Source organism: Alkalibacterium sp. f15 (assembly GCF_049389645.1).
Lineage (GTDB): Bacteria > Bacillota > Bacilli > Lactobacillales > Carnobacteriaceae_A > Alkalibacterium.
Genome location: NZ_CP186540.1, coordinates 2,407,584 through 2,431,603, shown reverse-complemented (window position 1 = coordinate 2,431,603; position 24,020 = coordinate 2,407,584). Strand labels below are relative to the sequence as shown.

20 protein-coding genes are annotated in these 24,020 nt (G+C 40.5%); all 20 read right to left on the bottom strand.

The features are described from left to right. Positions 1–48: 48 nt before the first annotated feature. Positions 49–2,859, bottom strand: coding sequence for a helicase C-terminal domain-containing protein (locus ACO1PF_RS11425; RefSeq protein ID WP_423189185.1), 2,811 nt, complete (start codon positions 2,857–2,859; stop codon positions 49–51). Between the two features lie 41 nt (positions 2,860–2,900). Beyond that, on the bottom strand, positions 2,901–4,109 hold the full coding sequence (locus ACO1PF_RS11420) for a CCA tRNA nucleotidyltransferase (protein WP_423190552.1): 1,209 nt from the start codon (positions 4,107–4,109) through the stop codon (positions 2,901–2,903). A 61-nt stretch (positions 4,110–4,170) separates the two neighbouring features. Continuing rightward, the gene (locus ACO1PF_RS11415) at positions 4,171–4,518 is read right to left on the bottom strand and encodes a nucleotide pyrophosphohydrolase (RefSeq protein ID WP_423189184.1); all 348 of its coding nucleotides are present in this window, start codon (positions 4,516–4,518) and stop codon (positions 4,171–4,173) included. Positions 4,519–4,544: 26 nt separating this feature from the next. Further along, positions 4,545–5,114: a ReoY family proteolytic degradation factor gene (locus ACO1PF_RS11410; RefSeq protein WP_423189183.1), complete on the bottom strand. Its 570-nt coding sequence runs from the start codon at positions 5,112–5,114 to the stop codon at positions 4,545–4,547. A 43-nt stretch (positions 5,115–5,157) separates the two neighbouring features. After that, positions 5,158–6,417, bottom strand: coding sequence for a tetratricopeptide repeat protein (locus ACO1PF_RS11405; RefSeq protein WP_423189182.1), 1,260 nt, complete (start codon positions 6,415–6,417; stop codon positions 5,158–5,160). A 193-nt stretch (positions 6,418–6,610) separates the two neighbouring features. Next, positions 6,611–8,848: a bifunctional metallophosphatase/5'-nucleotidase gene (locus ACO1PF_RS11400; RefSeq protein ID WP_423189181.1), complete on the bottom strand. Its 2,238-nt coding sequence runs from the start codon at positions 8,846–8,848 to the stop codon at positions 6,611–6,613. Between the two features lie 434 nt (positions 8,849–9,282). Further along, positions 9,283–10,656, bottom strand: coding sequence for an MATE family efflux transporter (locus ACO1PF_RS11395; protein ID WP_423189180.1), 1,374 nt, complete (start codon positions 10,654–10,656; stop codon positions 9,283–9,285). A 397-nt stretch (positions 10,657–11,053) separates the two neighbouring features. Then, positions 11,054–11,602, bottom strand: a complete 549-nt coding sequence (locus ACO1PF_RS11390) for a hypothetical protein (protein WP_423189179.1) — start codon at positions 11,600–11,602, stop codon at positions 11,054–11,056. Beyond that, positions 11,592–12,143: a hypothetical protein gene (locus ACO1PF_RS11385; RefSeq protein ID WP_423189178.1), complete on the bottom strand. Its 552-nt coding sequence runs from the start codon at positions 12,141–12,143 to the stop codon at positions 11,592–11,594. The genes ACO1PF_RS11390 and ACO1PF_RS11385 overlap by 11 nt, the downstream gene beginning before the upstream one ends. Continuing rightward, complete coding sequence (gene pilM, locus ACO1PF_RS11380; protein ID WP_423189177.1) at positions 12,136–13,221, bottom strand: type IV pilus biogenesis protein PilM; 1,086 nt, start codon at positions 13,219–13,221, stop codon at positions 12,136–12,138. Before pilM ends, ACO1PF_RS11385 begins: the two co-directional genes overlap by 8 nt. A gap of 27 nt (positions 13,222–13,248) precedes the next feature. Continuing rightward, complete coding sequence (locus tag ACO1PF_RS11375) at positions 13,249–14,004, bottom strand: prepilin peptidase (RefSeq protein WP_423189176.1); 756 nt, start codon at positions 14,002–14,004, stop codon at positions 13,249–13,251. Between the two features lie 74 nt (positions 14,005–14,078). Then, a complete protein-coding gene (locus ACO1PF_RS11370; protein ID WP_423189175.1) occupies positions 14,079–14,441 on the bottom strand; it encodes a competence type IV pilus major pilin ComGC in 363 nt (120 codons plus the stop codon). A 204-nt stretch (positions 14,442–14,645) separates the two neighbouring features. Continuing rightward, complete coding sequence (locus ACO1PF_RS11365) at positions 14,646–15,848, bottom strand: type II secretion system F family protein (protein WP_423189174.1); 1,203 nt, start codon at positions 15,846–15,848, stop codon at positions 14,646–14,648. Between the two features lie 40 nt (positions 15,849–15,888). Then, positions 15,889–16,914: a type IV pilus twitching motility protein PilT gene (locus ACO1PF_RS11360; RefSeq protein WP_423189173.1), complete on the bottom strand. Its 1,026-nt coding sequence runs from the start codon at positions 16,912–16,914 to the stop codon at positions 15,889–15,891. Positions 16,915–16,927: 13 nt separating this feature from the next. After that, the gene (locus ACO1PF_RS11355) at positions 16,928–18,550 is read right to left on the bottom strand and encodes a GspE/PulE family protein (RefSeq protein ID WP_423189172.1); all 1,623 of its coding nucleotides are present in this window, start codon (positions 18,548–18,550) and stop codon (positions 16,928–16,930) included. 22 nt (positions 18,551–18,572) lie between these two features. Next, positions 18,573–19,952, bottom strand: coding sequence for a pilus assembly PilX N-terminal domain-containing protein (locus ACO1PF_RS11350; RefSeq protein WP_423189171.1), 1,380 nt, complete (start codon positions 19,950–19,952; stop codon positions 18,573–18,575). 37 nt (positions 19,953–19,989) lie between these two features. Continuing rightward, positions 19,990–21,363, bottom strand: coding sequence for a DUF7305 domain-containing protein (locus tag ACO1PF_RS11345; protein ID WP_423189170.1), 1,374 nt, complete (start codon positions 21,361–21,363; stop codon positions 19,990–19,992). Positions 21,364–21,368: 5 nt separating this feature from the next. After that, on the bottom strand, positions 21,369–21,860 hold the full coding sequence (locus tag ACO1PF_RS11340) for a PilW family protein (RefSeq protein ID WP_423189169.1): 492 nt from the start codon (positions 21,858–21,860) through the stop codon (positions 21,369–21,371). Then, the gene (locus ACO1PF_RS11335) at positions 21,814–22,218 is read right to left on the bottom strand and encodes a type IV pilus modification PilV family protein (RefSeq protein ID WP_423189168.1); all 405 of its coding nucleotides are present in this window, start codon (positions 22,216–22,218) and stop codon (positions 21,814–21,816) included. Before ACO1PF_RS11335 ends, ACO1PF_RS11340 begins: the two co-directional genes overlap by 47 nt. Further along, complete coding sequence (locus ACO1PF_RS11330) at positions 22,215–23,933, bottom strand: sensor domain-containing diguanylate cyclase (RefSeq protein ID WP_423189167.1); 1,719 nt, start codon at positions 23,931–23,933, stop codon at positions 22,215–22,217. Before ACO1PF_RS11330 ends, ACO1PF_RS11335 begins: the two co-directional genes overlap by 4 nt. Positions 23,934–24,020 lie beyond the last annotated feature (87 nt).

Here is a 24,020-nt window from a genome sequence, read left to right as displayed (position 1 = left end):
TCATCAGAAATAAATAAGGCTTTTAGATAAAAGCACGATTAAATTAAATTACTGCGATACTTCTTTCTTTTCAAAGAATTCAGCCACTTCCTCAACGATCTGGTCGAGTGGAAGTTCTTCCACTTCCAATTGAGCTGGCAAAGAGTTTACAAAAATGGAAGCATAGCTCGCTTCTACAAACCGGCGGTCCAAAACGATCCACACGCCTTTGTCCTGCTGACTGCGGATAAGTCGGCCCAGTCCCTGCTTGAATTTGATGACCGCCCGCGGCAAAACATCGTGCACAAACGGATTATCGCCTCTGTCTCTCAATTCCTGATGCCGTTTTTTTACCATCGGCATTTCGGGCGAGTCAAAGGGCAGTTTAGTGATGATCACGATTTTCAGTTCATCCAGTGGGAAATCGACGCCTTCCCAGAAGGTATCTGAGCCTAGAATGACACTTTGTTTCGCCTTTTTGAATTGTTTAGTGATCTTGGTCGAACTACCTGAAATGTTCTGGGCCAAAATAGTCTTGTCTCGCAAATGGTTGCGTCTTTTCAAGGCTTGATAGACGTGCTGGATCATATCGTGCGAGCGGAACAGAACCAGACAGTTTTCGTCCGTTTGACTCAACACCCTGTCGATCTGATCCGTGATAAATGCAACCGACACGCTCGTTTTCTTCAGCACATTCGTATCCACGTCGGTGGTCACAAACAATCTTGCCTGATTGGCATAATCGTAAGGTGACTCATACGTATCCAACCGATTATTTTCTATCCCTAGCTGTTTGACCAGATAAGAGACCGAGTTGTTTACTGCCAAAGTACTACTCGTAAGGATCACGTGAGGCGCGGCATTGAACTGCTTGAGCAGGACTTCTTTGGTTTCCTGATCAAAGCGCGCAAACGACAAGGTCAGCAATGGGTTTTTGGAATAAAAGCGGACCCCCGTTTGATTTATCTGCGTGTTGTTTAAAAATAAATAGTTGAACCGTGTGATCACCGTTTCAAAATGATCCAGGATCGCTTTGATTTTAGATAAGATTCGTTTTTCTTTTTGGGTCAGCGTCACGTCTTCGTCTTTTAAAACTGCCGTTAGCTGTTGCCCTACATAAACCAGTTCCTGCAGATTGTTACTCAAAAATTTCGTGTCGCGTTTGATGTCCAGCGGCAAGTCAGCGTACGTAATGACTTTTTCTTTCCATTCGATGATCCGGTCATCATAGCTTGGCGCATGGATCAGCCAGACGATCCATTTTCTGCTCCATTCTTCCCATTCTTCCGAAAACAACTGAACGATCGCGTGCAAGGTGTCCAGCTGGTAGGCTTTAAGGTGATCTGAGGGTAAAAGTTTTTGACACTCACACAAAAGCGTCTCTTCCTTGTCTTTTGATCCCAGCCGTTTCAATTCGTTGGTGATCGATTTCGTTGACAAAGTGATGGTCGCGTTTTGATCCAAAACATCGGGAACATGATGCGCTTCATCTAGTATCAGCTTCACGTTTTCAAAACGGTCAGGCTGTCTTTGCCATTCAGAAAATAAATAAGCGTGATTCGTTACCAGAATCGCCGCCTGCTCCAGACGTTTTTCTCTGCGGGTCACATAATCTACTGATTCGAAGGCTTTGAACTGCAGCTTGGTATGGGGCACACTTCTTATTTCATTCCAGAAAGGATGCTGAAGCGTCTTGTCCAAACCGATTTCTTCTAAATCGCCTTCATCTGTTTCAGTCAGCCAGACCAGTACCTTCATACAAAAGCCAGCTTCGGTGTCTGTGGGATCCACGTTTTTTAATTTTGTATAAAAAGCTGTCAAGGACAGATAATGACTCGGGCTTTTCATCAAAGCGACCGATTTGTCAAACGACAAAACACGTGTCAGCCTAGGCAAGCTTTCTTCAACCAACTGCCTCTGCAGCACTTTCGTATACGTCGATAACACGATTTTTTCTTTCAGCGTTGCCAGATATAAACTTGGGTACAAATACCCGAACGTCTTGCCTAGACCCGCTGGTGCTTCAATAAATTGAACATAGTCCGGTCTGTTTTGCTTGAAGTAATTAAAGACGGTGTTCATCATCTGGTTCTGACTTTCACGGTACTGTAACCCGAGGGATTCAAGCTGTGCTAATTTATCTTCGTCTTTGTACGGATATGTAAGTGTTTCACGGTACCGTTCTTGTTCGCTGTTGAGACCTGGTTTCTTGAGTGCCAATCCTTCGATAATAATAAGTGAGTCATCCAGGTCGGCTGGATTTTCTTTCATTCGTTCCAGTGCATGTCTGAAAAATAGTGAGGTATCTGCTGTTGTCGATTCGGATAGGTCACTTAAGGTCTCCACCGTCACTAAAGGTAATTTTTTCAGTCTGTCATAAAGTTTGTTTAAAAGAAATACGGTCGCATATGCATCAAATAAAGCATTATGTGCATGATTCAAATCATACCCGAGCGAAGCCGTGAGATCTTTCAGTTGGTAGCTGTCTTCTTTCGGAAATAAAATTTGCGCCAGTTCCACCGTATCCACTGCGGGGATGGTCAATGGCGGCAGACCCACACGCTGAAAACATTCGTTTAAAAACTGAAAGTCAAAACTCACATTGTGAGCGACAAAAACAGTGTCTTCCAGTAAACGATGGATCAGCAACGCTACATCTTCAAAATAAGGCGCTGTTGCCAGGTCTTTGGAAGAAATCCCCGTCAGATCTCGAATCAGTTTGCTGACTTTGCGAGAAGGATTGACAAATGAATCAAACGTTTCAACAATGTTGCCGTTCTTCATCAACACACAGGCAAACTGAATGATCCGTTCATTTTTTCCAATACTCGCTCCAGTCGCTTCGATATCGACGATCGCATATAATTGATCTTTTTTCATTTTGTCTCCTCCTCTCATTATCGCTAGACATATCATTGTCGCTAAACATAGTCATTTTTCTTCAAGAAATCAAGGATCTCAGCTGTTTCGTTCGCAATATCGCCTCTCACAACTGCACGCTCCGCCGCTTCGATGGCATCTCCCAGCCATCTGCCTCCGCGTTGTTGATTTTCAGCCATCACTATTTTACCGTCGATGGCCAGCTCTTTTCTGGAATGGATCGGTAAGGCTGCATCGATGTTTTCGACCGCTTTTTTATCAAACGGTTGATTGATAAGGTCCAAACACGTTTCGGCATCCAGCGCTAACTCTTTGGAATACCGGTACACGGTCTCGTTGGTCTGTTCGGAGTGCAGCCGGTATAAGAGCAGCTGATGCAGGTCAGCACTCTGATTCAACAGCTGATTGGACAGTTTCCAATTCTTCAAAAACGCTCGGGCCTCTTTACCACGTTGTATTCCTAAATAATATAAAAGCAATGCCCACATCTGGCGTTCACGTTGGATCGGCTCGATCACTTTCGCAAAGTTTTCGAGCGCATCTCTGGCATGAACCAGTCCAGGACAGTAAGCATAAAGATTTGTTTCAACAAACCCAGTGAACCCTTGTCTGACATATTTGCCCATCGCCATCTTGACGAATTCGACCCGGATACGTTCGATCGCAATGTTCTCCAGTAAATGCGCGTTGACCACGATGGCATAAAAGGTGTCCGCTTCCAGATGGAAACCCAGCTGAGAAGCAAAACGGACGGCACGCATCATGCGCAGGGCGTCTTCGTTGAAACGTTCTTCGGCTTTTCCAACGGCACGGATGATCTGTTCGTCCAGATCCCGTTCGCCACCGAAAAAGTCCTGGATATCACCCGTCTGATCCATCGCAAAGGCATTGATCGTCAGATCACGGCGCTTCAGGTCTTCCTCTAAAGAGCGCACAAAAGTGACCGAATCAGGACGTCTAAAATCTTGATACGTCGATTCGGTCCTAAATGTTGTGACTTCATAACTTTCATCATTCATCAAAACCATTACTGTTCCATGCTCGATACCTACATCCACTGTCTTTTTGAACAGCTTCTTGATTTCTTCCGGAAAAGCACTGGTCGCGATATCCACATCGTTGACGTCTTTTCCAAGCAAAGCATCACGGACGCTTCCGCCGACATAATACGCTTCAAATCCGGCTTCCTGTATCGTTTCCAGCACAGGTAGCGCTTTTTTAAATACACCTGTAATAGGGACCTGTTTCATCATATAGTCGAGCATCTAGAGATGTAAGCTATTCTCTAACACTCTTTCTCTCCTTTACAACTTAACTAGTTGAGTCTGATCGTGTCTGACCGTCATTACGCTCGAACCTGAAATGATCTCGCGACTCGAACTTATTCATCGTTAGATCGAACGCTTCAGACAAGTCGATATCCAATGAATTCGACAAACTGATCAGCACAAAGAGCACATCCGCGATTTCTTCTTCCATAGGCTTTTCTGCTTCTGAAGGTTTCTTCTGCTTCTCGCCATATACATGATTGATTTCACGCGCGAGTTCGCCGACTTCTTCAGAGAGACGGGCCAACTGAACGAGAGGAGAAAAATAGCCGTCTTTGAATTGGCTAATGTATCGGTCTACTCTACTTTGCATGTCGTTCATTTCTGTCATACGTGATTCTCCTCGTTTCAGTTTATTTATGAAGGTGAGACTTCGTTTTCTAGTTTCGTTTCAATGTCTTTTAAAGATTCTGTAAGTGAGTAAAAATCTTCCCGATTGTCACTTTCAAGAGCTCGGTCGATATCGTTGAGTATCTGATGTTTCTTTTCCTGTAAATAGAAACTGTCGACCGCTTCATCCACCTGTTGGTCAAGTTCCTGCGGCATACGATCATTCCATTTGGCATACGGATTATCTTCTAGGACTTCTGCGTATTCCGGCGACAACCACGAATCCTGAAAAAGCAATTCAACATACAAATCAGTGTGCCAGTTGAGTCTGACTTCGTGAAAAGCTTGTTCCGGATGGTCAAATTCCTGTCCGTCCTTGTAAAAGCGGAACGCTTCATCTTCTGTTCCTACGGTTCCCATTCTGATTCCTCGAGGAGTTTTATCCGCTTCTTCTACGAACTTGGTTTTATTCAACACGATATCGTGATTGAGTAAATAGTTTAAAATCCACATCGATTCTCTGCGCTTCATCTGATAGCGTTGTAAAAACCATTTCAGAAACGCTTTTTTATCTTTTAGCTGAACACGACTATACATGGATACTCCCCTCCTTTTCCTCATCTATAGTATACCAAATTTATTAGCGTTCTTCATTCCTAATCCACTCAATAACTTCCAAATCGTCTGGTTCAAGTGTCACATACCGTTTTGCTTCACGCAGAAAGCCTTCACGGTCGCCTTCTTCGCGCAGAAATACGGCATATTCTTTGACAAAATTTGGTGTATCTTTTAGCGAATAATACGCTTTTTCATAATTTTCCCGGGCTTTTTCAAACTCTTCTTCTCCGTTATACGCTATGGCGCTGTTCCAGAAGAGCTGCGGATCCTCTTCGCCGGTTTCCAGTTTCATTTCCATGAGTACGAGCGCGTCTTGGTAACGTTCCTGTTCAAGGAGCAAATTAGACAGATGCAGCGTGATGGATAAGTTCTCCGGATCGCGGTCCAGGGCTAGTTTGTAATAGTCTTCGGCCGCTTGAGCGTTTCCTAAAGCTAAGCTGGCTTCGGCTCCTATACTGTAAAGCAGCGGATTTTCTTTATCATAGTATCGCCCTGCTTCAATGATCTCCAAGGCTTTTTCTTCGTCATGCTGTTCCAGATAACCTTTAGCCAGATACACATAAACAGAGGTGTAACTTGGATCCAGATCTTTGACTTTATGGAACAACTCGCTGGCATGCGTATAATCCTTTTTCTGAAAATAAACATAACCGAGCTGGAACAAGTGGTCGCTGGTTTCCTGTATCTCAACGGCTTCCTTCAGGTAATCGATGGCGTTGTCCAAGTCACCGATGGCCCCGTAGGCATTGCCGAGCCTGCCATGAATGCTCGTTCCGGCAAATTCAAGGTGGTGCCCTTCAAGTAAATTTTCGTAGTACCTGATTGCTTCTTTATAGATGCCACTGGTGAACAATAGCTCAGCCAAGGCAAAATCGATCACGGGTTCTTCAGGCAGTAATTCTTTGGCTTCGATCAGCTTCTGCTTGGACACTTCCGGCAAGTCGAGCGTCTGATAGTAGTCTGCGGAAACAAGTAAGGCCTGGATGTAATAAGGACTGCTGACGTCCACCTGTTCGAGCCATTCAAAAGCTTCCAGTTCGTTGCCTTCTTCGATCGCGATTTCAGCCAGCGTGAGCTTGAGTCCATCCTCATCGGGAACCTGGGTCAATAAGTGCGTCACGACTTGTTTCGTTTCTTTTAAAAAGCCTAAATCATACAAGGTTTCAATCAGTGCGTATAGGTCTTCCTCGCTATCCTCCGACAGAGCTTTCTCTAAATAAACGTCCGCCTGGTCTAAATCTTCATTTTGTATTGCTTGGATCATTTGTGCTGAATATGACATCTAATATCGCCTCTATTTCTAATCATTTATTCTATTATCTTAACATAGACAGCCCGTGATTTCACAAAAAAATATCGCACGCTTTCTCCCGTTTATAATACGGAATAAAGCGTGCGACAGTTAGTCTATGATTCTATTTCTTCTCTTGCCTTACCCTATTAAAAAAGGGGTATTAAATACTACTACTTAACCCTTACTTGATTTTCTTTTTGACTAAATACGCAGCTGTACCTAAGGAAAAACTTCCTAAACCGACAAGGCCAATCGTCGAAGTGGCTGTAGCAGTTTCAGGCAGCCGTTCACCTTCAGCTTCAGAATCGGTGTCTGTTTCTTTTTCGTCGTCTGTTTCGGGTTCTTCAGTGTCTTCAGGTGTCTCTTTATCGTCGTCACCTTTTACTGGTTTTTCCTTCTCTTCAGTATTTTCTTCTAGTTCTTTTTCTTTTTTTGGTTTTTCCTTCTCTTGGGTATCCTTTTCTAGTTCTTCCTCTTCTTTTGGTGTTTCCTTGTCTTCCTCTGGTTCTTCCTCGTCTACCGGTGTTTCTGTATCTTCTGTATCTTCCTTATCTTCTTCTGGTTCTTCTTCGTCTACTGGTGCATTAGGATCTTCGATCAGACCATATTCGATAAGAACGGATTCAGGGATCTCACCGTTTTCGATCATTTCTATCGCATTCAACGATTTTGTATTGTAGTTTCTACCATCTTGCGAAACTTCCAGTTCAATATTGCCGGCATTGACTTCACCGATGATGTAGTCTCTCAGCGAATGATCCAGATCTGCCCCAATGATTTCCCAGTTGTTGTCTGTTTCAGGATCGATCGTTCCAGCTTCTCTGATCGTATCTGCAATGTATGATCTAAGTGATTTTGGATCAGATTCAAAGTAAGGTGTTTCTGTAACGATGCCCATACCTTGAAGACCACCGAATCTATAATTGTTGATGGCCAGTTTCAGGATCTGATCGTCTTCCAATGGGGCACCATTGAACATGAGATCGACGATGCGCTCGCCTTGAGGCTTTGAGATGTCCACTTTGTAGTCCACGCCTTGGAACATATCATAGTTGTAGCCTCTGATTCCAGGATCAAAACTGATCGTGACGTCGCCTGCAGTGTACTGGTTATAGTAGCTGGCAGACCATTCCATGTATTCTTTCAGCTGAGCACCCGTAACTTCTACGCCCACCAAGGTATTAGGATATTTATAGATATCAAAAATATCCGCATAAGTCAGGTCTCCAGCTTCCAGATTGGAGTGCTGCTGGAAGAGAGCAGCTCCGGCAACGTCTGCGCCTGTTGCTGCCAGCTGAACATTGTTTATCAAGTCGATCACTGCTGTATCCTGCAACTGTGCTTCCGGTATACCTTTTACTTCAGGCGTTGGAACAAAGTCCCCAGATGCTTGACCGATGACTTCATCTAAAAAGTCCAACGTTGTTTCGTGGTATTCTCTTGCATAGTCTTTCAATTCTTCAGATGCTGCATAATCTTCAACAGAGATCAGCTCGATCGTACTGCTGTCTACTGTATAGTCGTCACCATCAAACGAGATATCCAGGTCGAATCGAGCCACCTGTGAACCGGTATCATTCACGCCACCGATGACTGCACCGTTATAGCTTTCTTCTACGAGTGAGTGACTATGCCCTACCATAAGTGCCTTGATTTCCGGGTAAGCATCAAGTATGTCTTGGGCATCATCATTTATGTACCCGCTTGCTTCTTCATATCCGCCCGTAAATGGGGCGTGAGCTGTGGCTATAATGATATCTGCTTTTTCATTCAATTCTTTCATTGGCTCTTCAGCCGCTGTTAAAAAATCTACGAAATCCAGATTCGTTACTTTAGGCCCGTCCCATTTAGGTATGTTCGGGTTCGTAAAGCCAATGATCCCGACATTGATACCGTCGACCTCTACGATAGTGTAAGGTTGAGCCAGATAGCTGTTGTCCTCTTTGTACTTGACGTTGGCAGCAAGTATCGGGAATTCTGCTTCTTCCATGATTTTATCGACCAGATCCAAGCCAAAGTTGAATTCATGGTTGCCCAAAGTCATTGAATCGTACTCCATAAAGTTCATGACATCGATCATCGGATTGGTCAAACTTAGGTCGACATTATATATATCGTCAGTCAGTATCGTCCCTTGAACGATATCCCCATTATCGATCAAAAGCGTATTCGGGTTCTCGGCACGAACATCTTCAACAACGGAATAGATCTTAGCCAGTCCGCTGTCATCCGTTTCTCTACCGTTTTCATAACTCCAGTTATAAATATTGCCGTGTACATCGGTCGTTCCAAGGATCGTCAGTTTAGTGCTGTGTTCCTCTGCCTGTGCCTCGTTGGGCAGTGTGACAGTTAATGCAGACATTACAGTGACACATGTAAGTAAACCAAGTTTTCGGGCGATACTGTTCTTGTTGTTCATGGATGCTGTTCCTCCTGTTTTCTGGTCGATTTTACTCCATCTGTATAAAACATTGCCTACCAAAACACTAACCATTTTTTTAAAACAACTAACCACGCTCCTTTTATGATCGACTTAAGCTTTAAGGCTGAAATAAGATCAAAGCTAAAAAGGGTAAAACCTCCAATCTTATAATAAGAGTTATATTATATAATACAGAGAAACGAGTTGATAAGAAAGCGTTCACAATACATAATTTGAGTTATCTAATAAATGCGCATGCTCAGATTATAACATTCTAATAATTGTCTATCTTTCATTTTTATAGCCACCAACCTTTACCTCACTGCATTTAATAGAGCCTGCGCTTTTCTATAGTGTTTCTTTGTTCAGCACTTTGAAAACAAAAAACACACTGCTCCTCCACCTTTCTGGAGAAACAGCGTGCATAGTAATTAATGACTTTCAGAAATGATCGGTTCATCCGGTAACGGGTCCACATACTTTTTGTAGATGACTTTCAGATAGTAAATACACAAGATAGCCGAAGCGAGTTCAGATATCGGGTGAGCCCACCATACCCCCACGATGCTTCCGGATAAAGAAAAGACATAGGCCAACGGGATCAATACGACTAACTGGCGGGCAATCGAGACATACAAACCGAACATGCCTTTGCCGAAAGCCTGGAACACCGTACTTACGATGATACTGAAGCCGGCAAACAGGAAGCTTAAACTGATGATACGCATGGCTGGAATGCCGATTGCCAGCATTTCAGGTGACGCATTAAATAGATTCAGTAACACGACCGGGAAGAACTGGAAAACAGCCAGACTCAACAACATGATCCCCATGGCATATAAAATACCCAGGCGGATCGCTTCTTTGATGCGCTCTTTATTACGGGCGCCATAGTTGAAGGCCACGATCGGTATCATGCCGTTGTTCAGCCCAAACACAGGCATAAAGGCGAAACTCTGCAGTCTGAAGTAGACACCATAGACGGCAATGGCCGTTGGGGTAAACTGCATCAAAATTTTATTTATCGAAAAGACCGTGACCGACGTGATCGCGATCATAATGGCGGAAGGCACGCCGACATCATAGATGCGCTTGATCGTTTTCAGATCCGGACGGAAACGGCGGTACTGCAGTTTGATGTCGTTATTTTTATAATAATTCAAGACAAAACCTAACAGTGCCGCAACCGTTTGCCCAATAACTGTGGCGATCGCCGCACCGGTAACGCCTAAAGCCGGAAATCCAAACCAGCCGAAAATAAGGATGGGATCTAAAATGATATTGATGACCGCTCCCGTTCCCTGTATCCACATCGAATAAATGGATTTACCGGTCCCCTGCAACAATTTTTCAAAGATGATCTGCATGAAGAGCCCAAAAGAAAAAATCATGATAATGCGTACATAGGCTTCGCCCTGCTCGATTATGGCCGGGTCATTCGTTTGGCTCCTGAAAAAGAGCGGGACCATGGTCAAACCCAATACAAGGATGAAGAGATAGTGGATCATCGAAAGGAACACACCATTGCTGGCTGCCCGATTGGCATCCTCGAAATTATTTTCACCTAAATTCCGCGAAAGCAGGGCGCTCATCCCGACCCCTGTTCCCACCTGTATGGCTATCATCAAATTCTGGATCGGAAAAGCCAGCGTAACGGCGGTCAAGGCCGTTTCACTTATCTGAGCCACAAAGATACTATCGACAACGTTATATAAAGACTGGACAAGCATCGATAACACCATCGGTAAGGACATACTGATCAAGAGCTTGTTGACTGACATGGTTCCCATTTTATTCTGTTTCATTTTTTTGACTTCCTTATCTATAAGTATTCATTTCACACTATAATAATTATAGATTATCAAACTAAACCTATCCATTTATATATAGCCAAAAATATTGGTCTTGTTAATTTCATTTATATCAAGCACACATCCAAATAAAAAAATGATGTACACCTGAATAAACTATCCTATATATGATAACGGACTCTATTAAGAATAGCTATATGTAAAATTCAGGAAAGTGTTTATCTTTCGTTGTTGCTGCTTTGAAAGAACAAATATTAAGACAAAGTCAGTACTAATTGATCGCCACAAGTTGATCTATTCTGAGTACACACTTGCCAATTTAAGCACAAAAAAGCAGCTGATCCTCACATAATGTGGGAATCCACTGCTTAGTATTTATAAAGGGTTTATTTTATTCCGTTGGTTCCAGGTAATAAAATAAATTGAATATCAGGGTCCCGGAGTAATTATTATCACCGGATTTTTCGTAGGTAAAGGACGTCACGTTATAGACTCGTTCTTCGTTAAATAAACGCTCGATCAAATCTCTGAAGTCACTAGGTGATTCGCCGGTCATATCCAGCTGATAACTGCTGCTGAAATAAGATTCGCCTACTCCTTCAACAACTTGTCCATCTCCGATCCGAGCAACCTGACCGATTTCAACGGATGACTGCTCGGCCAGTGCTTCTAACCGGACCACAGCCTCATTGGCCTGTTCACCGATGGGAAGGAATGCACCGATTTCATTGTAAGTCGCTTCATAATCGTTAAGTAGGTCTTCATCTGGAGGATAAACTTCCATCAAAGCCTGCTGATCGCTGACTAACGCGGTGAAGCTTTCCGCACTTTCCTTGGACGGCACGACCAGGTTCTGATTCCCGTAGTAAAATATGGCGAATAAAATCATAATCAAAGTCAGTAAAATTAGAATCGATTCTCGTGTCCACTTAATCATCATCTGAGTTAACCACCTCTCTCAAACGTTCTTCACTCATGTCGATGGTTAGCTCGAGTATATAGTTATCTGAATCTTGTGCCTGATTTTCCAACCTTAGATAATTGACGCGGCTGACATAAGCCAAGTCTCCCATCTCGTTCACCAGTTCTGAGCCTTCGTCGACACTCATATTTTCCAAAGTAAAAATGAATTGATCCGGAGTCGTCAGCTGAAAGGAAACGACACTTTCTTCTTCGTTAGCTACCTGAGAAGCGATCTCCTCAGTCACGTAGACCATGGGATAGCGCTGGCCGACTAAAATATCTTGCGTGATAATCGACTCCTCAGTCAAGCGGTCGATGCTTTGCATTTGACGAGACAACAAGACATTATCTGTTTCGCTTTCTATCCAGGCGATATTCTCTGTTTCAACCTCTGAGTAGTGTTCACGCATCAGAAAAAAATAGGCCCCGAGCGCAGCAAGCAACAGGAGGAACCCAGCCATCATGAGATAAGGCAGAACGTTAACTTTCTTTTTTTCAAAAAAATTGATGTTAATCATTCACGACTGCCTCCTCATGCCTGCTAGATGTTTCAACTGGTTGTTCTTTCTTTTCTTTTTTAGCTTTTTTCGACTTGGATTGCTTAACTTTTTTTTCTTTTTTAACTTTATCGATTTTTTTCATTTCTCTTACTCTGCTTTTCAGTGTCAAGCCGAGCAGCGCAGCATCCGTTGCCGAGATCTCTTCAGGTAGCGTCAACATATGAATAGGCAAAGTCAGACGGTCTTCCAGTAACATCTTGACGTGTTCCAGATTCGGATAGTAACCTGAGAGCACAATATGACTGATGCTACGCTCTCCGTCCATGACGGTATACTGATAGAATTCCAGGAAACGTTCGAGCATGTTGATCTGCTCGTCCAGGACATCTTCCAATCCTTCTTCGCTGCCTTTCCATTCGAACTCACCCGTTTCGTTCAGTTTCCACATATCAGCCAGACGCTGTGAACGTGTATGACGATTAAATTGTGGAATATCCTGATTAAAGACCGTCATTGAATAGTCTATCGGGTTCCATTGCAGTAGGAGCAAGTGATCATCACTGTGTGTACTGATGGTTTCCTCTATATTAACTAGACGGTACAGACTGAGTGAGGAAATGTCAGCAACCACCGGCTTCAGTGATGCTTTCTCCAAGATCTCTTTTAGAGCTTTGATTTGTTCATTGGGATAAGCGACCAGAAAAACGGTCTGATTTTCTTCCGTCTGATTCGTAATTTCGTAGTCCACTTTAGCATCTTCAAAAGGCAGGCGGATCGATTCATTTATATGTAAGTTCAGGTACTCATCTACTTCAGTACGCGACAATTGTGCTGGTAATACTTCGTTTCTGATCGTTACCAAGTCATCCGGAAGAATAATAGAGACGGATGCGTTCTTCCATTTCTTCTCTTTGACCAAAACTTCCAGGCGCGTTTCCAACAACTGTTTATTAGCGACTTTACCTTCCTGGATAATTGCAGTTTCAAAAACAACCTCATCTTTTTCAATGAGTGTTTTATTCTGACTGTCCATGACCAGATAGCGGATGCTTTTTTCCATAAATTGCATATACAGTGACGGTTTATTACCAAACATTTAGCGTTCCTCCAAGCATTGAGTGAGTTAAATAAAGAATTGACTGTACCAGTTTAAAATGACCTCGCCGAAATAAAAGACCGTGAGTGCCGCAAGTCCGATCGACGGACCAAAAGGTATTTTCGTTTTACGGTTACCATTGTTCCGTTTGATTGTAATGAATCCTATTATCGAGCCGTAGATAGTAGCCAGAAAGAATAGCAACAGGAATAAGTAAGGGCCAAAGATAAAACCAAATAATGTAAAGTATTTCAGATCACCTATCCCCATGCCACCTTTTGAAAGTAGAATGATTAGAAAAAGTAAGACAAACGCTAAGACTGCACCTATCAGCGAGAAATACCACGGTGACAGCGGGTAAATCAGGCGGTATATGATAAACAGTGGTGCGAAAAAGAGCAAAAGTTTATTGGGAATACGCCGGTACTCCAGATCAGATACCGTGATTGGAATGATGAGACTGATAAGTATTAATCCTAGTACAGTCTCGTGACTCCATCCGTAAAAGAAATAAGTGAAAGCAAAGAGCACACCAGTTGCGAGTTCCATAACAGGATATAATGGTGATATTGTTTCATGGCAGGTCGTGCATTTGCCTTTTTGCTTAACGAAAGACCAGACCGGGATCAGTTCTTTCCAAGTCAGTGTCCGGTTACACGTGTCACAATAAGAACGCTGTTGTTTAAGCAAGGTCCCGTTTGGTACACGTAGCCCAACCACATTAAAAAAAGAACCGAAGATGAGGCCATATAATAAGGCAATGCTTGTAATAAGTATGTTCATAAAAAACTCCTATATTCTATGTATGAAGAAAGACCCCCGAAGGAGTCTTTCTGTAGTATAAAAGTAATTATTTATTATGGTCCAGATGGTCCATCAAACTCATAAGTGTAATTACCATTTACTAAAGTAATATATACATGATCATCGGCAGAAATGTTAGTACTGCTCGTTTCTTCTAAGTATCCAGCAGTTATTAACGTCGATACCTCAAGTTTTGTTCCATTAGCTACCGCATTTTCTACAGTGTATAAACGGGCAGCATCAACAACTAGTTCTTGTTCTGCTGTAGTAGCACCAGTTTGTGCACGACTGATGACATTACCAATCATAGGAACAGCAATCGCAACAATAATGCCCAAAATAACAATAACAGCTAGTAACTCGACTAATGTGAATCCTTCTTCTCTATTCATCAACTCTTTAATCTTTTTTCTCATTTTATTCCTCCTTAAATTTTTTTATTCAACTCTACACTAAGTATACAAATGTATACTTAGTGTAGAGTTGAATAAACTTACATTTTGATAGTACAGGATTAGCATGTGTTTCCATTATGTATGTTTTACTAACCTTGTATACGTATAATTATAAATGAACACGTATGACATTACAATACAAATCAACTAAAAATGCATATATATTTAAAACGCTTCAAACAGACTGAACATTGGTATGACAATGGATAAAACGATGAAACCGACAATAAAAGCCAACAGAATAATCATAATCGGTTCGATCAGTGACTGCAATTTATCTGATGCTTCTTCCACTTCCTGATCATAAATATCGGCGACTCGTTTCAACATTTCATCCAGCGCGCCACTCGATTCTCCGACTCTTATCATTTGAATAATTAGTGGCGGAAAGACCCAGTGGCCTTCCATCGGTTTGGCTAAAGATTCGCCTTTTTCAAGTGAACTACGTGACTTAACCAGTACTTCTTTAACGACACGGTTACCGACCACCTCGCTCGTCACTTCCACGGCCTCGAGTATAGGTACTGAACTGTTTATCAGAGAGCTCAGTGTTTGTGTCATCCGTGCCAGCACGGCTTTTTGAATAAATGGTCCGATAATCGGCATTTTCAGTGATAACTCATCCAAGATACGAGCTGTTTTTTCGTATTTTTTAAACTGGGGAAAGACGAGTACTAACATCACTATTGGAATGATCAGTAGCCACCAGTATCGCTGGATGAATTCACTCATACTTAATACAACTTTGGTGATAAGGGGCAACTCTTCACCAAACGAAGTAAACATGTCGCCAAATATGGGCACGATAAATACCATTAGAAATATCGTGATGATCATGGCAAATGACGCAATAACGATTGGGTAAGTCAATGCGGTCGAAACCTTCTGTTTTATTCTAAACTGTTTTTCATAGTACGTTGCCATTCGGTCCAAGACGTCTTCTAACTGACCGCTGACTTCCCCCGTATGGATCATTTGAATGAGTAACTCTGGAAATAATTTTGGGTACTGCTTCATAGCGACAGACATGGCGACGCCTTCTTTAACTTCTGTGGACAACTGTTCGAGTGCTTCTTTTAGTGGTTTGCTGTCTGTCTGCTCAGCCAGTAAATCGACAGAATCCACTAGTAAAAGCCCCGCCTGCATCAAGGTAGAAAATTGTCTCAAGAACAAGACGAAATCTTTCTGCTTTAAGGGGCTACCCAAAGTAATATCCTTATGTAACAATGAATTTAAGGGTTCAACATTAAAAACGATCAAGTTCATTTGAGATAATTCATTGAGGGCTGATCTTTTATTGACGCTATCCAGCTTGCCTTTGATGATTTTTCCCTCGTGTGTTTTTGCTTTATATGCATATGTAGCCATGCGCTACCTCCTCCGCTGAAATGATTAGACAAGCATATTATTATTCGAAATACGTACGCATTTCCATTTGACTGATTTTGCCGTCTTTGATCAGTTGTTTCATGCTCATTTCCATCGTGTGCATGCCCTGGTCTTTCGCTGTCTGCAAGACGTTTGGGATCTGATGCATTTTTTCACTTCGAATCAGGTTTTTGATCGCCGGGTTATTGACGAGAAGTTCGGTCGCAGCTACACGCCCTTGTTGATCCAACGTAGTGAATAGGCGCTGGGACATGACTCCAATCAAGACACTGGCTAAGATCGTTCGTATCTGATCTTTTTGTTCCGCTGGAAACACATCTATGATTCGGTCGATCGTTCCTGTGGTATCTTGTGTATGCAGTGTACCCAATACTAAGTGACCCGTCTCGGCAGCTGTAATGGCTGTAGAAATAGTGTCCAGGTCTCTAAGTTCCCCAACCAAAATAACATCAGGATCCTGTCTCAAACTTGCTCGCAATCCTTCTTTAAACGACATCGTGTCAAAACCGATTTCTCGTTGATCGATAATTGATTTGTTATGAGAATGCAGATACTCGATCGGATCTTCCAAAGTAATAATATGCCTGTTCATTTCTTGATTCATGTAGTGGATCATCGAAGCCAGTGATGTGCTTTTCCCGCTTCCTGTTGGACCTGTAACGAGTAGCAAGCCATAGGGTTTCTCTACTAATTCTTTTAGCTTCACCGGAATCTTCAGCTGGTCAATGGTTGGAATATCTCTGGCTATGATACGGAAAGCCATAGCTATTGATCCACGCTGATAGTATATATTGACCCTGAAACGAGATATTCCAGCTATACCGTAGGATAAATCCACTTCACGTATTTCCTGTAACTTTAACCAGACTTTTTCAGAAAGAATCCCTTTAGCCATTTCTTCTGTATCGTCAGGCATTAATTTGTCTTCTTTTTCTAAAATCAATTTACCGTTGATTCTAAAAACAGGAGGGACACCCGCTGTGAGATGTATATCAGACGCTTCTTTGTAATAAGCGCTGGTTAAAATTTTATTTAAACGTTTCATTATCTCAGCCCCTCTATTCGTTTACGGACGCCACACGAAGAACTTCATCCAGCGTGGTCTGTCCTTTTTTGATTTTTTCCAAGCCATCATCAATTAGGAAACGAATGCCTTTGCCTTTGACATATTTCTTGATGTCCTGAATCGTGGCCTGGTTCATCAGCATCTGTTTGATTTCTTCATCAATTACGATCAGTTCATGAATCGCCATGCGTCCGCGGTAACCAGTATTGCGGCAGCGGTCACACCCGGCCCCAATCGTGACTTCTTCAATCGTCTGATTTCTTCTCTCAAATATATTTTTTTCGATAACTGTCGCTTTACGTGTATAGGCACAGTCTTTACATACCCGTTTTACGAGACGCTGAGCCATGATGCCACTTAAAGAAGACACGACCATATAGGGTTCCACACCCATGTCAAAGAGACGAGGTATCGCTTCGATGGCACTGTTCGTATGCAGGGTACTGAAAACCAAGTGACCCGTTAAAGACGCGCGGATACTGATTTCAGCCGTTTCTGTGTCTCGAATTTCACCCACCATGATAATATCCGGGTCTTGTCTCAAAATAGAGCGTAAACCAGCTGCAAAGGTCAAACCGATAGCTGCATTTACCTGCACCTGATTGATCCCTTCAAGCTGATACTCCACCGGATCTTCAACCGTGATGACATTACTTTCCGGACTGTTCAACTCGTTGATCGATCCGTATAAAGTTGAAGACTTTCCTGAACCTGTAGGACCTGTTAAGAGGATGAGTCCGGACGGCTGTCTGATCATTTCCTCAAAGTCTTTCAGTGTATCGTCCTGCAGACCGATATCGGCTACCTTATTAAATACGTTAGACATGTCCAGAATACGCATAACGACTTTCTCACCATACACAGTGGGTAATGTGGACACACGCAGGTTGACTCTTTTGTCCAGGACTTCGATACTGATTCGTCCGTCCTGCGGTAAACGCGTTTCCGTGATATTCAGTCCTGCCAATATCTTGATACGTGCCACAAGCGAATTCATCAATGATTTAGGGAGGGTTCGGTCACTTCTTAATATGCCATCGACACGGTACCTCACCGAAACAGCATTTTCACTCTGATCCAAGTGGATATCGGAAGCATGCATCGCTACGCCGGTTTCCAGCAACTGATCAAAAACACGAACAGCTGGAGCTTCTTCTCCTGCAATTTCTGCTTCAGACAAATCATTATTATCATATAAACGGTTAATCGTTTGCATGATATCATCCTTGGTTGCAATGGCCGGTTGCACGGTATAGCCAGTTGACAATTCAATATCTTCAATCGAATAGAAATCGAGAGGATCATACATCGCCACTGTCAGTTTGTCATCTTCTCTTCTGACAGGTAAGAGTAGATTGGATCGCGCAAAATCTTTTGAAACAAGATGGATCAGTGATTTATCAATATCATATTTAAATAATGAGACACTTTCCAATTTTAACTGTACTTCTAAAATATCGATCAGCTGCTTTTCTGTCATGTAGCCCTGTTCAACTAAAGCCTGTCCCAATTTTTGGTTATTTTTTTTATAATTCGTCGCTTCGATTATCTGCGCTTCAGTAACAAGGTTCGCATCTTTCAGTAAATCGCCTATTTTTTTCTTTTTATTCTGCATAATTTTTGCACTAACCTTTCTTTTATTCTATAGCTGGTTCTGCAGAAATCAATTCACTTGAATTAATTTCACCGGTTTCTGTACCTGTTTCAGTAGGTGCGCCAAACGGATAGTCTTCGTAATTATGCTCACTGTAGTTCACTTTCGCGTTATTATATATTGTTAAATTTTTAGCAATAACAGATCCATTTATTATCGCATTTTGATGAAACTCAATATTAGAAAAGGGTGCAAAGATTGTAGAACTTATAGCGCTGTTATTATTAATCGTAATAAAATTCTCACCACTTATAATAGCACCTTTAACTGTAAGATTATTATCGATTTGTAAATTACTTTTTTTCAGAAATAAAGACCCATTAAATTCTGCGTTGTTGGCAATAACAACTTCAGGATCACCTGAATAAAGGAAGTTAATTTGATTTGTATTCCCATCTTTGTTAATTTGTAAATTATTACTGTTAAAGTTAAGTATATTTGTTACATAGACGTTTAACTTTCCATCACCAACTACATTAATGTTGCCATTGACTAATAAATTATCAACGATTAAAAATAACGTTTTACCTTGAGTGTCTATCGATATATTAGAATTTATAGTCATACTAGATATAAACGTATTTTCAGAGATAACTAATGTCGATTCGCCATTATAAGACATGGTTTTAGAATGATTGGGCTGACTAGGAAAACTATTAATGACATTATCATAAGCAGACCAATCAATATTTCCCAGAATGAGTTTTTGGTTATTTTTTCCATTATGACTTACTCGGTAATAATCAATAAGTTGATTTTCATTTTCTAAATATATTAAGCCCGTAACGACCGAATTATTACGGAAGGTGACAGTTTCTCTAATTATTATAGCGGCATCTTTGGGTGGAATCGGTAAAGCATGAACTGTATCTCTACCCTTCTGGACCCAATTCACTTCTACACTCTTTGACACACTCCGTTTTTTACCAGCAACTTCACCAGTCGATATAATTTCATATATTACGGAGTCGGACTCTTCAACTTGATTTATAACTACTGTTACTGTTGGCTGATCACCAAATTGAGGCTCAAATGTGTACAATTTGTCTACATTCGAATTCATTTTTTTGGCAACTTCTATTGCAACACTGTTAACGTTTTGGAAAAAATTTGATTCATCTGATTCTTTATATACTTTTAATACATCTTTTTCCAATTCTTCAAAAGCGACATTAGCGCCTGCCTCCGCAATATAATAAGCGGAATTATCATCACGGTTAATGTCGCCTAATTTAAAACTGCCAATAGTAATAGCCCCCAATGAGGCTCCAAGTACAGATAACACCATTAATGTCATAAGCGCCAATATTAGTCCACTGCCTTCGTCTTTTTTCATAAATTCAACTAACTTTTTGACATGCATGGTTTCACCTCTTGAAGTATTTGGTTCTCTGATGTTTCTATTTTTCAACACCCGGTTCAGTGACGATTAATTCTCCACCACCGGAATCACTTCCATCACTTCCTGTGTCAGGTAATTTTAATGGAAAATTCTTTAAATAATGATCACTAAAATCCAATTTAAGATTATTAACTAGATAGACTTCATCGCCAATAATGATACCGCGAATATGATTATTGTTACTGCTATTACCTAGTGTGATTTTCGCATCAGGAGCAATTATAAGTGCGTCGAGAGTCACTCCTTTGCCTAAATCTACAATTGCTCCACCAGAGATAATTAAACCTTTTAAAACGGGCTTTTTATCTATCTCTAAATCTGCCTGATTCAAAAATAATGTACCATTGAAATTTGTTTCATTTATTTTTACTGAATTTACTCCTGAGTAAAATATTTGTAATTGATCAGCATTATTACCATAGTTAATATTCACATTTCCCATGGATAAAGAATTTTTAACAAAAACATTTACTTTGCCTCCACCATTTATTTGGAGATTGTGATTTAATGATAGATCATCAAAGACAAAAGTTTTAACTTCTCCATTTGTCTCAATCACGCTTGACCACTCATCGTTGGATGACGAGTCAGGAAAGTCAGGGAAACTTGCAAGTAACTCTCTGTAAACTCTCCAATCTAGCGGCGACTCTCTGTTTTCAACTACAATTTCGCTCTTATCTTCATTCAGCCATTTTACACTGTTTTCCTTGTCTGCATCAGGATGTAAGTAAACTTTTGCATTCATTACCACATTATTGCCTATAAATAGCTGAGCTTCTTCAGAATCAATATGCACTGCCCCTGTAAGCTCGACATTATTATCAATCGTCATTTTGGATTTAGCTACCGTGGTTGTAATATCTGGAAAGGAGGATCCTATTTCTCCATTTGATTTATCTATCCAAGTGACTGTGACATTTTTGTCTAGCGTTCTTTTTCGTTGTCCGATTGTTCCCACTGATTTGATTAGGTACTCACGAGATGATCCTAAACCACTCTTTTCAATCGTCACAGTCGCTTCAGGTAGTTCTCCAAACTGATTCTCAAAATAATACCTTCTGTATATAGTTGGTTCACTATTATTTTGAAGTTTAAATTCAAGTGATTCAAAAAAACTTGTTTCTGTAAAGCTATTGTTATATGTAGCATTCACTGTCGATTGAAGTTCGTCATAAGCTGCATTTGCGCCAGCTTCAGCAATATAATATGCAGAGTTATCATCACGATTTATATCTCCTAATTTGTAACTACCAATAGTAATAACCCCTAGAGAGGCTCCCAGGATAGATAAAACCATCAAAGTCATAAGTGCTAAAATCAGACCACTGCCCTCGTCCTTACTTATAAGTTTAACAAACTGTTTGACTTTCATGATTTTCACCTCCTGAAGTAGATGGTTGTTTGATACTGATTGAATTGATTTTGTTGGTTGCCTGTACTAAATAGGGTTACAGTTAAACCAATTTTTTCGTCTTTTTCATAAATCATATCAAACTGCGCGTCTCTTACTTTGTTGGATAACACTTCTGTATTTTTTCTTAACTCTGTATTGTTGTGACTGAATAGGATGACGTTATCGATAAGTATATTCCCGTTTTCACTGGTTACAGATGTGGCGTTTTGTTTTCTCATATCCCGAGATATAACAGATAAACTGTATGTTAAGTCGTTTGCTTGGCTAGCAGATTCTGTCTGATTGATAAACTGCCGCTGACCAAAGATGTGAACCGATCCGACAAGTATGATGACCACGGATAGGATTGCAATCGCAGCCAACAATTCAACTAGTGTTATGCCTTCTTCTTTTTTCCAGTTCATTTTATTATTCACTTTCTGAGGCAAAAGGCAATCGCGTTTCCATTTTCGCACGGGCTTTACTCCCTTCAGAGACAATGACAATTACTTGGTGTAATGAAGAATTTGTAACTTCATTAAATTCAGTTTCAATAGTATATCCTGATTGAGGTGATAACGTCTCAGCTTCAGCTTTAGCAGCATCTACAGTATATCCCTGCCTTGAATAATACGTAATTTCTTCCATGACTCCCTGCGCAATAAACGTCGCTTCATTGACTTCATTCGTCTGTTTATTGGTATTCGCTGCCTGAATGAAGAACGCCAGAAAAGAAGTGACAATAATTGACAAGATGGCAATGGCTGCGAGCAGTTCCACTAAGGTCACTCCATCTTCTTTATTCAAATTTTTGATAGAATATTTACTCGTCATAAGTTTACTTCCTTTTTAGCAACAGTGACTTTATTTCTTCCGTTTTGTTTGGAACCAATATACATGGCCCGGTCAGCTAAATTAATCAGTTCTTCAACTTCATCACAGGGAGCCGAACATGTTGCTACACCTAGACTAGCTGTGATAAAAATAAATTCCTGAAGGTTAGTTTGTATAGAATTTGAAATTTCAAACAGATTATTTTCTATAGTCTTGCGAATGTCTTCTGCAACAGCGTAACCATCTTCCTGATTATAGCCTGGCAGTAAAACAATAAACTCTTCTCCACCAAACCTTGCAATGTAGGCATCTTCATTGAGTTGTTTTCTCAATAGTTTTGCTAATTGTTTAAGAATTTCATTGCCCGCCTGGTGTCCATGAGTGTCATTCACTTTTTTGAACCGATCTAAGTCCAGCACTATTAAAGATAATTGATTAACTGACTCTTCGTCTTTTAATAATTGAAGATGCTTGGACAAGCCCTTTAAGTTTGGCAAATCTGTTAAGTAATCCTTTGCAACCGATTCTTCCAGTTGTTCGTAATGGTAAGCATTATCTAGCGCAATAGAGAAGTACTTATGAAAAACTTCCACAAGCGATACAATCATTTCATCATACATCGAGCGAGTTTTATGTGTAATTAATATTACTCCCTGGGTACGCTCTAACAATTTAATTGGTATAACAATAGCACTTTCCGCCTCATATAAAAGATCATTTGTACAGTATCCTTTCCATTCTTTGGCATCTGCATGTGAAATGATTTTATTGCTAGAAATCGCTTTCTTTAAAACCGATTGCTCTGAAAGCTTAAAAATGTCTTTTTTAGTACTAATGTTTCTCTTGTCAACTATAACTTTCTCTCGTTGAATCGTCTCTTCATTTTCTATTGAAAAATATGAAAGTGCATCAGCTGGAAAAATTTCCAATAAAGCATGAATAAACATATCGATAACGCTCTCTCTATTCTTTTTTGCATTTAATTCTTGAGTGAATTGGTTCATTTTCCTCAAATACTTATTATTCATTTTACTTTTATAGTAAAAGTTAGTCCATATAGTGACGGTCACAAAAGGAAGGGCTCCGATAATAATGCCCACTGATCCAGTCGTTTCATATAAATAAATGAGTATGTAGGACAATGGAACAACGAAAATAGTAATATAAAGTGAAAAAATGAGATTTTCATCAATTATTTTAATATTAGAGTTTCCGTAAAAATATTTATTTATTATACACATGGCCATTTGGTTGAAGATTATATGCGTTAACATATACATGGTTAAGGCAAGTAGTTCTGCAGTGACACTAAATAATTGATTTGTTAACATTATTGTTAAATAATAAAATCCAGCAGATATGATAGATAAAAAATTAAACATAAGTAAATTCAAAGGATAACGGTAATGCTGATCTAGTTTAATGTTTGATTTAATCATTAAAAAGACAATTGCAATAGAAGAAACTATCATTTCGGGAAATAGACCGAAAATAACTAAAACGGGTAAGGAAATGCCGTTAACTAAAAATAAAATAGAATCGTCTGTTTTTATTGGAAAAAGACCAACTAAAACCGCTAATGATAAAAAAACTGCATAATCTACATTTATAAATGGTGTAACATTAAGCTGAAAATAATATGCGGTATAAAAAAATGTTACTGCTATGGGAACATATAGATACCATATCGCTCTTTTCTTTTCTTTATTTACCATTTTTATAACCTCATTATTTAATTATTAAAATTTATATATATACATTACAAGTTTATAATTATAATCACAATAAGTCAATCGTCTAAA